Origin of the sequence: Haloarcula pellucida, from assembly GCF_014647235.1 — an archaeon.
In the GTDB taxonomy this organism is placed as follows: Archaea; Halobacteriota; Halobacteria; order Halobacteriales; family Haloarculaceae; genus Haloarcula; species Haloarcula pellucida.
The window spans coordinates 54,786-69,392 of record NZ_BMOU01000006.1; the positions used below are offsets into that span (position 1 = coordinate 54,786).

Consider the following 14,607-nt stretch of genomic DNA (forward strand, 5'->3'; position numbering starts at 1 on the left):
CGCTACGGTGCGCCCGGATGAAAACCCCCACCGGAAGGCTTCTTGCCGTTCCACCCCGAGGCCGGGTATGTATCGGCGGACGTTCCTCCGGCGCGTCGGCGCCGCCAGCGTCGGGGCCGCCGCGGTCACTGGCGCTGCCAGCGGCCATCCCACGCCGACGGCCGACGGCACCGCCCGAACGCCCGCGGGGACGCCGACCGGCCGCGACACACTCGGGACGCTCGACCTGCCGGGTGCCCACGAACTGGTCACCAGTCCGGACGGCCACACCGCCTACGTCGCCACCGGGACGGGGGTCGCCGTCGTCGATGTCACCACTCCCACGAACCCGCGCCGTATCACTCACCGGACGGACCTACTGGCCGACAGCGCCGAGGGACCGATGGAGGAAGTGCAGGACCTCGCGCTCCGCGGGGATCGACTCCTCGTCGCCGGCCCGGCCCACCCCGCAGAGGGCGCTCACGGCCTCGTCGTCTTCGACGTGACCGACCGCCAGTCGCTCGACCGGGTCGTCGGCTACGAGGTCGACACCGTCGTCCACAACTGCGACTTCGACGGCCGGTACGCTTACCTCACGGCCAACAGTCGCGCGGGGAACCCCCTGCTGGTCGTCGACACCGAGACGGAACGGGAGGCCGGGACGTGGTCGCTGTTCGACGCCGACGAGGCGTGGCGGGACGTGCCCGGAAGCCTCCGCCCCCTGCACGACGTGTGGGTCCACGGTGACCGGGCCTATCTCGCGTACTGGGACGCCGGGACGTGGATTCTGGACGTCTCGGACCCGACCGCCCCAGCGCTCGTCTCACGGGTCCGCGGGCGCGACCCGGCGGCACTGGCCGACGTCGAATCACCGTCCGTCGAGCGGAGCGAGCCGCCGGGCAACGACCACTTCGTCACGGTGAACGAGGACGCGACGCTGCTGGGCGTCGGGAGCGAGTCGTGGGACCTCGACGACGACGGCTCTGGCGGCCCGAGCGGCATCGAACTGTTCGACGTTACCGACGAGACGGCCCCCGAGTCCGTCGCCACTATCGGCCCGCCGCCGACGAGCGACCCGACGCCCGGCGGCGTGTTGACGACGGCGCACAACTTCGAACTCACCGACGGCCGCTGCTACGCGGCGTGGTACAACGGCGGCGTCACCGTCCACGACGTGCGCGACCCCGCCTCTCCGCGCGAGGTGTTCGCGTGGCGGGACTCCGAGACCACGTCGTTTTGGACGGCCCAGCGCGGTGCCGGGTGCTTCCTCGCGGCCAACACGAACGCCAACGCCGGGTCGGCGGTCACCCCCAGCGTCTACGCCTTCCCGGACCCGCGTCTCGGGGCACCCACCGACGAGACTGATTCGGCCACGGGCGGCGGGGTTCCCATCGTCGGGGCCGCCGGCGACGGGTTCGGCGTGGCCGCGGCGCTCGCGGCCGTCGGTCTCGCGGCGTGGCGACTTCGGCGCTGAGGCGTCTGGCCCGGCAAAGCGTCGCTCAGGCGAGCGCGCTCGCAACCGCGGCGGCGACGCTGCGGGCGCGTTCGGCCAGTTCCTCGGGGACGGTCCCGGCCTCGACGGCCGCGTCGAGTTCGTCGTCGTCGACGCGTTCGACGGTGCCGTCGGCGTGCTTGACGACGTCGACGTGCAGGTCCACGTACCGGGCGGTGTCCGGGAATATCTCGACTGGCGTACAGACGTTGACGTAGGTCCCCTTCGTCTCGCCGTCGCCGTCCCGGTAGGTCGTCGGGTACCACCACCGGCCCTCCTTCAGTTTCGTCTCCGCGACGTCGCCGGCCTCTTTCGGGGTGCCGAGGGCGTCGTACTCGCCGCCGGCACGCATCTCTCGCTCGACGGTGACCGTCCCGTCGGCGTCGACCGACTGCACGTCGGCCCGGCCCAGTGTGATGAGTCGGCCGTCCGGTTTGCCGTGGCCGAGCGTGAGCGACCCGCCGGCCTGCGGGCCGAACTGCCGTGCGGTCACGGCGAAGGGGAAGTCCGTCCCGCCGCCGCTTCCGGGGTCCGAACACAGCGCCTCCACGTAGTCGACGGCGGCGCTGGCGGCGCTGGACCCGGCTTTCACGCGATGGTGGCCCTGCATCGTCGTCGTCACTTCGCGTCGCTGCTCGTCCAGCGCGAAGCGGCTTTCCCGGCCGAACCACACCCACGTCGTCGCGCCGCCGTCGTGGTAGCGGTGGGGCGCGACCTCGGCGGCCGGGTCGGTGCCGTCGAGGGCAGTATCGACGGCTTCGGCCCGGTCGTTGGCCGCCGAGAGCGCGTCGGCTAGCGCGTCGAACGACGCGTCGTCGCTCTCGCGCTCCCACGAGACGCCCCATCCCTCACGGGGGTCGGCCGCGACGACGTCCAGCATGGCCGGGCCGCCCGCCGTCGTCGAGTTCGACCCGCCGCGTTCCAGCGTGAGGACGTCGCCGCGGATAGCGATCGTCCCGTCGAGGACCGGTCGCCCGTCGGTCCACGGGGCGCTCCCCTCGACGACCTGCACGCGCAGGCGGTCGCCGGTCTCGACCCGGCCCTCGGCGTTCGAGTACGGGAGGAAGCCCTCGCCGTCGCCGCAGTCCACGACCGCGCCGCTTCCGAGCGTCTCCGTCACTTCGCCGGCGTACACCGCGCCCTCGGGGAGCGGGTCGGCCCACCAGAGCGCGTCCCGACCGAGGTCGGCGAGCAGGTCGACGACCCGGTCGACCGTCTCGGCGTCCCCGCTGACGCCGACGCCCTGCCGGTCGTCGGTCGTCTCGACGGTCGCCGCCGCTCGCTCGGCCGCGAACTCGGCGTCGAAGCGGTCCTCGATGGGGCCCGACGCCTGTACGACGTCGAGGCCCGCATCGTCGAGCAGGTGGGTCAGCGCCGTCGTGTAGATGCCCCTGATGCGGACGCTCATAGCGCGTCTCGCTCGGTCGCGAAGCGGACCCGACCGTCCACGGTCGGGCCCAGCGTCAGTTCGACCACGTCCTCGTTCAGCACCCGCCCGCCCTCGACCGGGACGCCCCACGAGTCGAAGCGGACGTAACCGCGGATGTCGTCGGCGTGCGTGTAGAGGTCGACGTACTCGACGGTGTGTGTCTGGACGTCCGCGGAGCTATGGGCGATGTCCATGTCCGAGTGGACCGTCTCCAGATCGGCGAAGAACGCTTCGAGGTCCTCGGCGGCCGCGTCGGTGGCGGCGACGACGGCCTCGGAGGCGGCTTCGATGGTCGCCTGTTCGACGCCGGCCTGCCGGAGCGCGCGCTGTTCGCGCTGTGTGAAGTGCATACCCGCTCTTGTCGGCGGGGGATAGAAAACGTCGCGGACTCAGGCCATCGCGTTCAGCACCAGGATGAGGGCGCCAAACAGGATGCCGAAGGCCACGATGGTTCGCGGGTCGATACGGATGGTGTTCTGGTCCTCGGCGTCGAAGTACCGGACCAGTCCGGCACTCGACATCAGCCCGCCGCTGTCGCTGCTCATACCACAGACTGTCCACTCCCCGGGAGTAAGCCTTTCGGGTTCGCCCCCGCCGCACCCACATGGACAATCCTTATCTGGCACCACAGGTTACATCGAAGAGAACCATGACGGTCACGCTCAAGGACTTCTACGCCGATTGGTGCGGCCCCTGCAAGACTCAAGACCCTATCCTCGAAGATCTAGAGGAGGAGTGGACTGACGTCGAGTTCGAGAAGATCAACGTCGACGAAGAACAGGACGTCGCCAACGAGTATCAGGTACGCTCCCTGCCGACGCTCATCGTCGAGAACGACGACGGTATCGTCGAGCGCTTCGTCGGCGTCACGCAGGCCGAGGACCTCGAAGACGCGCTCTCGCAGGCCGGCGCGTAAGCACAGCGCCGCCACTTTTCACGGTCCAACCGACGCCCCAGCGATCGCTCAGTCCGTCGAGGACGACGCCTGCTCGAACCGACTCGCCGGGAGCAACAGGTCGTGGACCTCGGGCAGGTGCTTGACGTTGTAGACGATTTTCGCGTCCGACTCGGGCGCGACGATACAGGAGAGGCGAATCCCCCTGTCGTGGAGTTCTTGGGGCAGGATGTGACTCGCCGGTGAGGGCATCTCGCCCTCGACGACGGCGACGGCACAGTTCGTACAGGCGCCACCGCGGCAGGCGAAGGGCCACGCGTACCCCTCGTTTTCGGCGGCTTCGAGCAAAGACTCGTTCTCCGCGACGTGGAACCGGCCGTAGTCCGCCGGGTCGAACCCGCCGTCGGCGGCCTTCTCGAAGAGGTCGTCGTCGTCGAGGTTCCACCCCTCGTCCGCGACGACTTCGTAGTTTAGGTACTCGACCTCGATGCCCTCGGGTTCAGGGGGGTCGGGCTCCGGTTCGGGGTCCGCCTCGGTGGGGCCGGGCGCTGGCCCGGTCGGCGGATACCGTGGCTCGTCGCCTGGTTCGTAGCCGTTCTCGATGCGCTCGTAGGCGTCCTGGACGGCCTGAAACGCCTCGGCCGACCCGCCCTGGTCGGGGTGGGTCTCCTTGACTCGCTCCCGGTACGCGTCGACGATGTCGGCCTCGTCTGCGTCCGGGTCGACACCGAGTATCTCGAATGGGGAGGCCACACCGGGGAGTAGGACTGCGGGGTGAAAAGTCTCTCTTCGACGGTCGCTACTGGAACCGGACGCCGAGGTCGTGCATACCGTCGTTGTGGCGGGCGACGTTGATGAGCAGCGGCGTCACCGCCTCGACTTCGGCGGCGTTCGAGAGGGGGCCGCCGTCTAGGGCGCGCAGGCCGACGATGCCCTCCGCGAGTTCACAAACCGTGTCTTTCGCGTCCGTGTCGTCGCCGACGACGACCGTGTCCCAGTCGAGGTCGGCGTCTAAGTTCGCCAGCCGACCGGCGGCGAGGTTGTGGAACGCGCCGACGACGGGCGTCTCCTCGGGGGCGGCCTTCGCGGCCAGTTGCGTGACGCTGCCGACGCCGGGACGGTTGTAGTGGAAGCCGTCTTCGTCCCGCTTCATCCCGACGGCCGGCGCGACGAGGGTGGCGTCACCGAGTTCGTCGGCGATGCTCTCGACGGTGTCCGTGAGGTGGTAGGCCGGGACGGCCGTGACGACCACGTCCGCGCGAGCGGTCGCGTCCTCGTTTGCCAGTCCCTCGATGGTGACGTCCTGTCCGCGGCTGTCGAGTTCGGTCTCGTACTCCTCGGCTTTCGTCTCGGCCCTCTCGGCCTCACGTGACCCGACGATGACGGTATGGTTCGTGTCGTACGCCCAGCGAAGGGCGAGTCCCTCGCCGATGTCACCGGTCCCGCCGAGTAGCGCGATATCCATATCTACGCGGTAGGCCGACCTCCGAATAAGCGTTGTGCGACCGGTGGGACTTGCCTACGTGTACTCGTTCCAGAGATAGTCGACGCCGCCGCCGTAGGCCGCATACAGCGCCGCCGCGAGACCGACCACGTAGGCCACCAACTGGGCGACGATACCGAGGGGGCTGGTGTTGCCAAGCAGGAACACGAACACCGTCGCCAGCGCTACCGTGACGACGAAGATGACGAGGATGAACACGGCGACTCGGCCGGGCCGGTGCGCGGTCCGGAAAATCTGCTGGTGGGTCGAAATCGTCCAGTACGCCGCCGGGAACGCGACCAGCGCGAAGCCGATGGCGTACAACTGGACGTACTGGAGCCCCGGCTCGAACACCGCGGCGCCGCCGACGAGGCCGGCCCAGATACTCACTAACAGCGACCAACCGATTCGCCCCCGTCGTCCCATACCCGTCAGTTCCGACCCATCGTTGAAATCCCTGCCGTTCGCCGGAGCCCGTTACTCCAGCAGGTCCGGGAGATCGTTGATGGTCTCTACGACCGCGCTCGCGCCCGCGTTGGCGTACTTCCGGCGACCGGTCTCGCCGGTCAGGCCGCCGGTCAGGACGCCGACGCCGTAGTACACGCGGTCGCCGTCGGCGTCGTCGGCGTTGACCGCCGTCTTCACGTCGTCGAGCGTGTCGCCAGCGAACGCCACGCGCTCGGCACCGAAGCGCTCGGCCAGCGTCGTCAGTGCGCGTGGGTGTGGCTTGCCCTCCTCCCAGTCGTCCATCGTGAACCGATGCTCGTCGGGAATGTCCAGTCCGACGCGCGCCATCGCGATGTCGGCCTCCGCCGCGGGTCGGCCGGTGACGACGCCGACGGCGTAGCGCTCTCGCAGGGTCGCGAGCGTCTCGGGGTCGACCAGCACGGGTTCGTCGTTGATGTACCCCGGCGCGTCGAAGGGCGGGTCCCCGCCCTCTAACTCGCGGTACAGGTCGCTCCCGAGATACAGCGTCTGAAACACGTCCCGGAGTTCGTCGGGGTCCCACGCCGAGATGACTCGCTCGGCGGCCGCCTCGTCCAGCAGGTCACCGACGACGGCTTCGGCCGCCTCGATGCCACCGCCGCGTTCGGCGATAGCGTCGGTAAAGGCCGCGAGGTCCGCGACGTCGGCCTCGCGGGCCGAGAGGACGAACAGCGCCGCCGCGTCGGTCACTTCCCAGTCGTTGTTGAATCCGCCCGCATCCTTGAACTGTTGGATGGCTGCCTTCTCGATGGTGTCGCCGTACACGCGCTCGACGGACTCGACGACCGCGCGTCGGTAGGAGTCGGCCACGTCCACGAGGACGCCGTCGATGTCGAGGACCACCGCGTCGACTTGCATATCGGGTGGGTCGCGGCCCTCGTTCAAGCCGCTTGCTATCCCGGCCCCTCGCTGACGCGATACAGCGTCTCCCCGTCCGGCAGTTGCTCGCGTTCGACGGGGACCGTCGGCTGATCGCCGCCCAGCGTCGTGAACCAGCAGGCGGCGTCGACCCGGCGAGCCACGTCCCGGAGCGGGCGATGGAGTTCCGGCGGGACGTTCCGGGCGAAGACGACGTCCGCCCCCTCGTACACCGAGAGCGTCGGCTCGGTCACGTCGTCGACGACGAACGTCACGCCCTCGGGAACCCGCCGCGGTCGAACGTCGGTCGCCGTCACGGTCACGCCGCGCTCGACCAGTCCAGCAGCCACGGCCGGGTGGTTGCCGACGCCGACTTCGACGACCGTCTCGGCGGCGGCCAACCGGTCGACGAGGGCACGGTCGGAGTCGCTCATGGCGGGATGTTTAAGCGGTGCCGTCCCATATGGATTCGCATGCACGTCGACATCGTACCGGTGGGCGAAGTCTCCGCCCAGGTGAAGCGGGAGGCCTCCGACGGCCTCCGTGCCACCTACGACTGCGAGGTCTCCATGCACGAGCCACAGTCGGTGCCCGCCGGTGCGTACGATGGCGACCGCGACCAGTACCGCGCCGAGGAGTTCATCGACCTCGCTCGACGGGTCGGTTCCGGGAGCAAGAACATCGCAATCACGCCGAAAGACCTCTTCTATCGCCGCCGCAACTACGTGTTCGGACTCGCCTACCTCGGCGGCTCCGGAAGCGTCATCTCCACGTATCGCCTGCAGACGTCCTCGGACGGCGGGTTCTCGAACCGCTCGGCCGGCGAGATTTTCTCCGCACGCGTCCGCAAAGAGGTCGTCCACGAGATCGGCCACACCCTCGGACTGGAACACTGTGACAACAAGCGCTGTGTGATGAACTTCTCACCGACGGTCCGACAGGTCGACGTCAAGGAGGCGTCGCTGTGTGGCTCCTGCCAGCGGAACGTCCTCTGACCGCGGTAACCGCCGGACTGCGACGGTCCTAACGAGTTAGGTAGACCGCCTAATTCCCTCTGGCTCTTCCTCCCGAACGCGAATGAGCAAGAGTCAGTCCAGCGACCGAGTGGCGGAGCTAGGTGACATCTTCGTCTCGGTCACCGGCGATGAATCGGTCACCGAACAACAGGCCGGGGACTCCACCGACCGCGAACTCCGGCCGGACGAGGAGTTCGACCCCGAGGAAGTCGCGGACGGACTCGACGACGCCGTCGCCGGGTCCGAAACCGGCGACACCTCAGACCCCGCGACGTAGCCCGACCACCGCACACCGGCGCGGCCCCACGTGTTCTCCGCCCCTCCTCGAAACGCCCCCGAATGGCTACGTCAGGTTTTCCCGTCGCAGACACGCCTCCGGCAGCGGATAGACGACGCCGAACAGCAGGCGGTTCGCGGCCGTCCCGATGCCCAGTCCGAACAGCAGCGGCGGGAGCACTGCGAGCGGTGTTCCGGGGCCGAGCCACCACAGCACCGCGGCAAATGCGACGATACTCCCCGACAGTCCGACTGTGAGTCCCCAGGTCCCGGCGGCACTCCGGTCGACCGCCGCGAAGAGGACACTGCCGAACGCGACAGCGACGGCACCGAGCGGCCACGCCGTCGGCCCGTCGAGCGAATACGCTATCAGTGTCGCGGTCACGACGTTCGACGCACCGACGAACAGGTCTCGGGCGACGACCGCGCGTTCGCTACGTGCCATGCTGTCGGGATGTCGGGGCCGGCTCTAAAATAAGTAGCCGTTCAGGTGTCGTCGGGCGAGTAGTAGTACTCGCCCGCGTTCTTCTGCTTGCGGTCGAGTTGGGACCCGGGCTTGTTGATGCGCGGCCGGGAGGTCCGCTCGTCGCGGCGGAACGTGATGTCGAGGTTCGAGAGGAACTCGTTCATCCCCTCGCGCATCCCCTGTGGCGGTGCGGCGCGCCCGTTCTTCGCGGGTTCGCCCTCGAAGACGAGCAAGCGGTCCGCGAGCAGGTCGATCATGTAGATGTCGTGGTCGATGACCATCGCCGTCGCGTCGTGGTTCTCGGCGTAGCGCCGAATCGCGGAGGTGGCCAGCACCCGCTGTTCGACGTCGAGGTGGGCCGACGGTTCGTCCAGCAGGTAGAGGTCGGCGTCCTTCGAGAGACACGCCGCGATGGCGACGCGCTGGCGCTCACCGCCCGAGAGATCAGTCAACTGCTGCTCCATCACCGCGTCCAGTTGGAGGGGCTGGGCGATTTCGGTGTTCCAGTAGGAGGTGCCGAAGTCGTCCGTGATCGAGGCGAGGAACGCGTCGACGCGCATCGGCTGGTCGATCTCGATGTACTGGGGTTTGTAGGCGATGTCGAGGCTCGTGTCGACCGACCCCGTGCTTGGTTCGAGGCGCCCGGCGAGCATCTTCGCGAACGTCGACTTCCCGATGCCGTTCGGGCCGACGACGCCCAGTACTTCGCTCTCGCGGATGGTGCCGGCGTCGACCGACAGCGAGAACTCGCCCTCGCCGTAGCTCTTCTGGAGGTCCGGGTACTCGATGACCACGTCGCCGGTCGAGGCGGTCCGCGGAGCGTGTTCCTCGAACTCGATTTCGGTCTGCCGGATGCGCATGTTCTCGTTCTCCAGATACCCGGAGAGGTACTCGTTGATGCCGTTCTTCGTGGATTTCGGCGAGGTGATGATACCGAACGCGCCGGGCGACCCGTAGGCGACGTTGATGTTGTCTGCCAGCAGGTCGAGGATGGCGAGGTCGTGTTCGACGACGAGCATCGAGCGGTCGCCCTCCTCGGCGAGTTCCCGGATGAGGCGCGCGGCGGTCATCCGCTGGCCGATGTCCAGATACGGCGTAATCTCGTCGAGGAAGTAGAAGTCCGCATCGCGGGCGAGCGTCGCCACCAGCGCCACTCGCTGGAGTTCACCGCCCGAGAGGTCGCCGATGTGGTTGTCGACGACGGGGCCGATGCCTGTGCGCTCGACGAGGTAGTCCAGTTCGCCGCGCTCGTCGGTCTGTTCGAGCAGTTCGCGGGCCTTCCCGTCGAACTGGTCGGGGATGCGGTCGACGTACTGTGGCTTGCGAGCCACGTCGACGTCGCCGTCGCGCATGTCTTCGAGGTAGTCCTGCAGGGCCGTCCCGCGGTACTCGTCGAGAATCTCGTCCCAGCCGGGCTCTTGGCCGTACTGCCCGAGGTTGGGTGCCATCTCGTCGGCGAGGATGCGAACGGCGGTGGTCTTCCCGATGCCGTTCGGGCCGAGAATCCCGGTGACCTGCCCCTCCTGTGGCGTGGGCAGGCCGTACAGGGCGAAGGCGTTCTCGCCGTAGCGGTGGACCGGGTCGTCGGTCAGTTCCTGCGGGAGGTTGATGATCTCGATGGCGTCGAACGGGCACTTGTTGACGCAGATACCGCAGGACTCACCGAGACAGATCTCCTCGGAGATGCGGACCTGGTCGGGTTTCCCCTCGAACTCCTCGTCTTCCTCGTAGGCCTCGCCACGCTTGACGATGCACTCTTTCCCGCTCCGGTTGGGCGGGCAGTAGTTCATACACTCGTAGTTACAGCGGTCGGGCTGACACCTATCTAAGTCGACGACCGCGATGCTGTCCTCCGCCATCGTTACACTCCGGCGGTCAGCAGAATACCCCACGAGACGAACCAGAGCGCGAAGGTCATGAACGCGACGTAGAGGACGTCCTTCGTCGAGAGGTCGTCCGGTCCGATACCGATCACCCGGAGTACCGGGAACTGTGCGAGGACGGCGGCCGCCACGACGAGGACGCCGGTGACGTCCGTCGCGCTTGCCGCGACAGCGTTCGAGACGAACGCCGCCGCGATGCCCGCAACGGCCGTGATGGTTGTGACGGTGAGTCCCCGCATGTGGGAACTCATGCCGTCCGCCGTATCCGTAGCCATACCCAGTACTGGACTACGCTTCACCAAAAGGGGCGCGGTTCCAGTACCGCTCGGTCCCGATGGAGCCACGCCGACCGAGTCGACAGTTCCGCCGTGAGCGCCGGTCTGGCGAACGGACTCCTCAATCTTTATGCATCCGGCGCCACTCGGTGCAGGTAATGACGGAATCCGATGGGGAGGCCATCGCAGACCTTCCACCGAGCGCGAAGCTCGTCTACAAGGTGCTGGAATACGACGGGCCGCTCACCCAGAAGGGCATCGTGGAGGAGTCGATGCTCTCCGCGCGTACGGTCCGCTACGCTCTCGAACGGCTCGACGAAGTCGGTGTCATCGAAGAGGACGTCTACTTCGCCGACGCCCGACAGAATCTCTACGAAATAACCGACCAACCGGCCGAACAGGCCGACGCCGCGGTCTCGGACTGACTCACCGACTGGCTTCTCTCACCCCGTATCCACAGGCCGGGCAGTTCTGACGCTCGTCGTCGAAGGTGAGGCCACACAGCCCACACTCGTAGGTCGCCCGCCGCCGAAATCGTGATTGTAGCCGCTGTCGGATGCTCATCGTGGCTTCACGCGAGTTCACCGCAGGTCCGACAGCGGGGCCGACCCGCGGCCGGGTCGAACGCCAGCGCTATCTCCCGACAGTACCGGCAGTATCTGTCCTCGATGCCGAACTGCGCGTCGTCAGTCGTCTCGTGACGGGTCGTCGCTGTCTGTCCGTTGCTCAGTTCCATGTCAACACGAAGCACGAACGTCTACTAAAGCTCTATGGGCATACGTCCCGTAATATCCTTATATTCTACCACACCTTCTTCTATCTGGCATTTGGGGTGGGCCAATAACCTTGAAAATGAGGGAATAATTAGCTGTATGTGGTATTTGCATATCGTCTTCTACACCGGCCGTCGACGCACCACGCCCGGCGCGACCGCTCGACAGTCAGATACGGGACGGGTACCGACCCCGTATCCACGCGGAGGTTTTTGGTCGCCAGCGGCATAGCGACGGACATGAGCGACGAGGCCCGGCGGACGGAGGGATTCAAACAGCGCACACGAGTCGAGTCGGCCCGGGAGACGCTACTGGACGCCGTGACACCGCACGACAGGACCGAGCGCGTCCCGCTCAGGGACGCCGACGAACGTGTCATCGCGACAGACGTGGGGGCCGCACGCCCAGTCCCGCACTACCAGCGGGCGGCGATGGACGGCTACGCGGTCCGGGCCGCGGACACGTTCGGCGCCAGCGACCGCTCGCCCGAGCAGTTGCGCGTCGCCGAGGACGTGGGGCCGGGCACCGCCAGTCGGGTCCACACCGGGAGCGAACTGCCGGCCGGTGCCGACGCCGTCGTGATGGTCGAGGACACCGACCGGCAGGGCGAGTCGCTGACCGTCTTCGACGCCGTTGCGGGCGGCGAGAACGTCGCGCCCGTCGGCGAGGACGTCGAGGCGGACCAGACGCTGTACGAGGCCGGCCACCGTCTCAGGCCCTCGGACCTCGGCCTGCTGAAGTCCGTCGGACTGGACGCCGTCGAGGTGTACGAGCGACCGCGGGTCAGCGTGATTCCGACCGGCGAAGAACTCGTACAGGACGACCCCGACCCCGGCGAAGTCGTCGAGACGAACGGCCAGACGGTCACCCAGTACGTCGAGCGCTGGGGCGGCGAGGCCACCTATCGCGACGTGGTCTCTGACGACGAAGACGCCCTCAGAGCGGCCGTCGAGGGCGACCTCGACCACGACGTGGTGGTGACCACCGGCGGGTCCTCGGTGGGCGAACGCGACCTCATCCCCGAGGTGGTCGACGAGTTGGGCGAGGTGCTGGTCCACGGCGTCGCGCTGAAGCCCGGTCACCCGGTCGCGCTGGGCCGCGTCGCGGACACGCCGGTCCTCATGCTCCCGGGGTATCCCGTCGCGTGCATCGTCAACGCCGTCCAGTTCCTCCGGCCGACGCTCGAACGCGCGGGCCACCTCCCGACGAGGGGCCCGCCGACGACCGACGCGCGGTTGACGCGCAAGGTGGTCAGCGGCCCGGGCACCCGGACGTACGTGCGCGTCCAGTTGGGCGAGGACGACGAGGGCGTCACGGCGACGCCGACACGTGCCAGTGGCTCCGGCGTCCTCTCCAGCGTCGCCCTCGCAGACGGCTGGGTCGTCGTCCCCGAGCGCCGGGAGGGGTACGACGCCGGTGAGACGGTCCCCGTCGAGAACTGGGAGGCCTCGCGATGAGCGACCGACGGGAGTTCCGCGACCTCGCGCCGCCCGAGGAGGCCCACGAGACGCTGGCGGGTCTCGACCTCACGCCCGACCCGGAGCGCGTGCCGCTCGCCGAGGCCCGCGACCGCGTCCTCGCGGAGCGCGTCGACGCCGAACTGGACGTGCCGGGGTTCGACCGCGCGAGCATGGACGGCTACGCGGTCCGGGCGGCCGACACCTTCGGCGCGGACGAGGCCGACCCGGTGACGATGCCTCTCGTCGGCGCGGTCCACGCCGGTGAGGAACCCGAGGTGACCGTCGAGGAGGGGACCGTCGTCGAGATCTCTACCGGCGCGGTGATGCCCGAGGGCGCCGACGCCGTGGTGATGGTCGAACGCACCACCGAAGTCGAGGACGGCGTCGAGATTCGGACCGCCGTCGCGCCCGGCGACAACGTGATGTTGGCGGGCGCGGACATCGCCGCCGGCGCGCGGGCGCTCGGCCCCGGCACCAGAATCACGCCCCGAGAGATCGGCCTGCTGTCGGCGCTGGGCGTCGACGAGGTACCGGTCCGCGGGACGCCCACCGTCGGCATCGTCTCGACGGGCGACGAACTGGTCCGGCCGGGCGAGTCGCTGGACAGCGCGGCCGGCGAGATATACGACGTCAACAGCTACACGCTCGCCGCGGCCGTCGAGGAGGCCGGCGGCGACCCGGTGCTGTACCCCCACGCCGGCGACGACTACGAGGAGATGGAGCGGTTGCTCCACGAGGCCGCCGACGAGTGTGACCTCGTCCTCTCCTCCGGGTCGACGAGCGCCAGTGCCGTCGACGTCATCTACCGCGTCATCGAGGACCGCGGCGAACTCCTCTTACACGGCGTGGCGGTCAAGCCCGGCAAGCCGATGCTCGTCGGCACCGTCGGCGAGTCGGCCTACGTCGGTCTTCCGGGATATCCCATCTCGGCGCTGACCATCTTCCGGGTGTTCGTCGCGCCGGTGATTCGCGAGGCGGCCGGGCGCGAGGCACCCGCGACGGCGACGGTCACGGGCGAGATGGCCGTCACCGAACGGTACAGCGAGGGTCGCCACCGCCTCATGCCCGTCGGCCTCGTCGCGGACGGCGACGGGAACCTGCTCGTCTACCCGGTCGACAAGGGGAGCGGCGCGACCACCAGCCTCGTGGACGCCGACGGCACCGTCACCGTCCCCGCGGACACCGACTACCTCGGCGAGGGCGAGACGGTCGAAGTGGACCTCTTCTCCCCGGACGTGCGCCCGCCGACCCTGCTCGGCGTCGGCGAAGACGACCCCACCCTCGCCCGACTACTGGACGACGTGGACCGCCCGCGCTACCTCCCGGTCGGGACGACGGAGGGACTGCGCCGTCTCGGGGACGGCACGCCGGACATCGCTGTCGCGGCCGGCCCGGCCGAACCGCCGAAGGCAGCCGTCAACGTCGGCGACTGGGAGCGCGACTGGGGCCTCGTCGTCGCCCCCGACGCCGACGTGGACTCGCTCGCGACCCTCGTCGACGGCGAGTGGCGGTTCGTCAACCGCGATACGGCGTCGGGTCTGCGGCGGAGTTTCGACGACGCGCTGGCCGCCCTCGCCGAGGAGCGCGACACGGACCGCGCGACGGTCGCCGAGGCTATCGACGGCTACGAACTGACGACGAAGGCCCACGAGAGCCCCGCCCGGAAGGTCGCCGCCGGGCAGGCGGACGCGGGGCTGGGACTCCGGTCGACCGCGGAGAAACTCGGGCTGGAGTACGTCTCACTGGGGACCCAGCAGGTCCGGGTCCTCGCCAACGCCGACCGGACGGAGAAAGAGGGCGTCCTCGCGCTCGGGCGCGCCATCGAGGGCCTGTAGC

19 protein-coding genes are annotated in these 14,607 nt (G+C 68.7%); 7 read left to right on the forward strand and 12 right to left on the reverse strand.

Annotation, left to right across the window (positions count from 1 at the left end):
* Positions 1-67: 67 nt before the first annotated feature.
* A complete protein-coding gene (locus IEY28_RS16940; protein WP_189000654.1) occupies positions 68-1,453 on the forward strand; it encodes an LVIVD repeat-containing protein in 1,386 nt (461 codons plus the stop codon).
* Positions 1,454-1,478: 25 nt separating this feature from the next.
* Here IEY28_RS16940 and IEY28_RS16945 read toward each other — a convergent pair whose 3' ends face one another.
* The 3 genes from IEY28_RS16945 to IEY28_RS16955 are packed head-to-tail and all read right to left on the reverse strand — an operon-like array spanning position 1,479 to position 3,445.
* Positions 1,479-2,879: a ribonuclease FAU-1 family protein gene (locus IEY28_RS16945; RefSeq protein WP_189000656.1), complete on the reverse strand. Its 1,401-nt coding sequence runs from the start codon at positions 2,877-2,879 to the stop codon at positions 1,479-1,481.
* On the reverse strand, positions 2,876-3,250 hold the full coding sequence (locus tag IEY28_RS16950) for a DUF7532 family protein (protein WP_189000659.1): 375 nt from the start codon (positions 3,248-3,250) through the stop codon (positions 2,876-2,878). The genes IEY28_RS16945 and IEY28_RS16950 overlap by 4 nt, the downstream gene beginning before the upstream one ends.
* A 39-nt stretch (positions 3,251-3,289) precedes the next feature.
* Positions 3,290-3,445 carry a preprotein translocase subunit Sec61beta gene (locus tag IEY28_RS16955; RefSeq protein WP_166968251.1) on the reverse strand — a complete coding sequence of 52 codons (156 nt, stop codon included), beginning with the start codon at positions 3,443-3,445 and terminating at the stop codon, positions 3,290-3,292.
* A 104-nt stretch (positions 3,446-3,549) separates the two neighbouring features.
* On the opposite strand from IEY28_RS16955, the gene IEY28_RS16960 reads away from it, so the two are divergent.
* Positions 3,550-3,816: a thioredoxin family protein gene (locus IEY28_RS16960; RefSeq protein WP_166968252.1), complete on the forward strand. Its 267-nt coding sequence runs from the start codon at positions 3,550-3,552 to the stop codon at positions 3,814-3,816.
* Positions 3,817-3,864: 48 nt separating this feature from the next.
* On the opposite strand, the gene fer is transcribed toward IEY28_RS16960, so the two are convergent.
* From fer to IEY28_RS16985, 5 genes are read right to left on the reverse strand one after another with little or no spacing between them, the layout of a single operon-like run.
* Positions 3,865-4,548: a ferredoxin Fer gene (gene fer / locus IEY28_RS16965; protein ID WP_189000662.1), complete on the reverse strand. Its 684-nt coding sequence runs from the start codon at positions 4,546-4,548 to the stop codon at positions 3,865-3,867.
* Positions 4,549-4,594: 46 nt separating this feature from the next.
* On the reverse strand, positions 4,595-5,260 hold the full coding sequence (gene npdG / locus IEY28_RS16970; RefSeq protein ID WP_189000666.1) for an NADPH-dependent F420 reductase: 666 nt from the start codon (positions 5,258-5,260) through the stop codon (positions 4,595-4,597).
* Positions 5,261-5,314: 54 nt separating this feature from the next.
* The gene (locus tag IEY28_RS16975; protein WP_189000669.1) at positions 5,315-5,704 is read right to left on the reverse strand and encodes a hypothetical protein; all 390 of its coding nucleotides are present in this window, start codon (positions 5,702-5,704) and stop codon (positions 5,315-5,317) included.
* A 51-nt stretch (positions 5,705-5,755) separates the two neighbouring features.
* Positions 5,756-6,622 carry a TIGR01548 family HAD-type hydrolase gene (locus IEY28_RS16980; RefSeq protein ID WP_189000672.1) on the reverse strand — a complete coding sequence of 289 codons (867 nt, stop codon included), beginning with the start codon at positions 6,620-6,622 and terminating at the stop codon, positions 5,756-5,758.
* Between the two features lie 35 nt (positions 6,623-6,657).
* Complete coding sequence (locus IEY28_RS16985; protein ID WP_189000675.1) at positions 6,658-7,056, reverse strand: UPF0146 family protein; 399 nt, start codon at positions 7,054-7,056, stop codon at positions 6,658-6,660.
* Between the two features lie 39 nt (positions 7,057-7,095).
* Here IEY28_RS16985 and IEY28_RS16990 point away from each other — a divergent pair, with 39 nt between their 5' ends.
* Both IEY28_RS16990 and IEY28_RS16995 read left to right on the forward strand, forming a co-directional pair.
* Positions 7,096-7,617 carry an archaemetzincin family Zn-dependent metalloprotease gene (locus tag IEY28_RS16990; RefSeq protein ID WP_189000678.1) on the forward strand — a complete coding sequence of 174 codons (522 nt, stop codon included), beginning with the start codon at positions 7,096-7,098 and terminating at the stop codon, positions 7,615-7,617.
* Between the two features lie 82 nt (positions 7,618-7,699).
* Positions 7,700-7,915, forward strand: coding sequence for a hypothetical protein (locus tag IEY28_RS16995; protein WP_189000680.1), 216 nt, complete (start codon positions 7,700-7,702; stop codon positions 7,913-7,915).
* A gap of 66 nt (positions 7,916-7,981) precedes the next feature.
* Here IEY28_RS16995 and IEY28_RS17000 read toward each other — a convergent pair whose 3' ends face one another.
* Genes IEY28_RS17000 through IEY28_RS17010 form a run of 3 tightly spaced genes read right to left on the reverse strand, consistent with a single transcriptional unit; the run spans position 7,982 to position 10,538 of the window.
* On the reverse strand, positions 7,982-8,359 hold the full coding sequence (locus tag IEY28_RS17000) for a hypothetical protein (protein WP_189000683.1): 378 nt from the start codon (positions 8,357-8,359) through the stop codon (positions 7,982-7,984).
* 41 nt (positions 8,360-8,400) lie between these two features.
* Positions 8,401-10,239 carry a ribosome biogenesis/translation initiation ATPase RLI gene (locus IEY28_RS17005; protein ID WP_189000686.1) on the reverse strand — a complete coding sequence of 613 codons (1,839 nt, stop codon included), beginning with the start codon at positions 10,237-10,239 and terminating at the stop codon, positions 8,401-8,403.
* 2 nt (positions 10,240-10,241) lie between these two features.
* Entirely contained in the window at positions 10,242-10,538 is a 297-nt protein-coding gene (locus IEY28_RS17010; protein ID WP_166968261.1) for an EMC6-like membrane protein, read from the reverse strand.
* Positions 10,539-10,696: 158 nt separating this feature from the next.
* Between IEY28_RS17010 and IEY28_RS17015 the strand changes: the two genes are divergently transcribed.
* A complete protein-coding gene (locus IEY28_RS17015) occupies positions 10,697-10,963 on the forward strand; it encodes a helix-turn-helix domain-containing protein (RefSeq protein ID WP_166968262.1) in 267 nt (88 codons plus the stop codon).
* A gap of 146 nt (positions 10,964-11,109) precedes the next feature.
* On the opposite strand, the gene IEY28_RS17020 is transcribed toward IEY28_RS17015, so the two are convergent.
* On the reverse strand, positions 11,110-11,274 hold the full coding sequence (locus IEY28_RS17020) for a hypothetical protein (RefSeq protein WP_189000689.1): 165 nt from the start codon (positions 11,272-11,274) through the stop codon (positions 11,110-11,112).
* A 276-nt stretch (positions 11,275-11,550) separates the two neighbouring features.
* On the opposite strand from IEY28_RS17020, the gene IEY28_RS17025 reads away from it, so the two are divergent.
* Both IEY28_RS17025 and IEY28_RS17030 read left to right on the forward strand, forming a co-directional pair.
* Positions 11,551-12,768 (forward strand): molybdopterin molybdotransferase MoeA, encoded by a 1,218-nt coding sequence (locus tag IEY28_RS17025; protein WP_189000691.1) that lies wholly within the window; start codon positions 11,551-11,553, stop codon positions 12,766-12,768.
* Positions 12,765-14,606 (forward strand): molybdopterin biosynthesis protein, encoded by a 1,842-nt coding sequence (locus tag IEY28_RS17030; RefSeq protein ID WP_189000694.1) that lies wholly within the window; start codon positions 12,765-12,767, stop codon positions 14,604-14,606. The genes IEY28_RS17025 and IEY28_RS17030 overlap by 4 nt, the downstream gene beginning before the upstream one ends.
* Position 14,607: the final 1 nt, after the last annotated feature.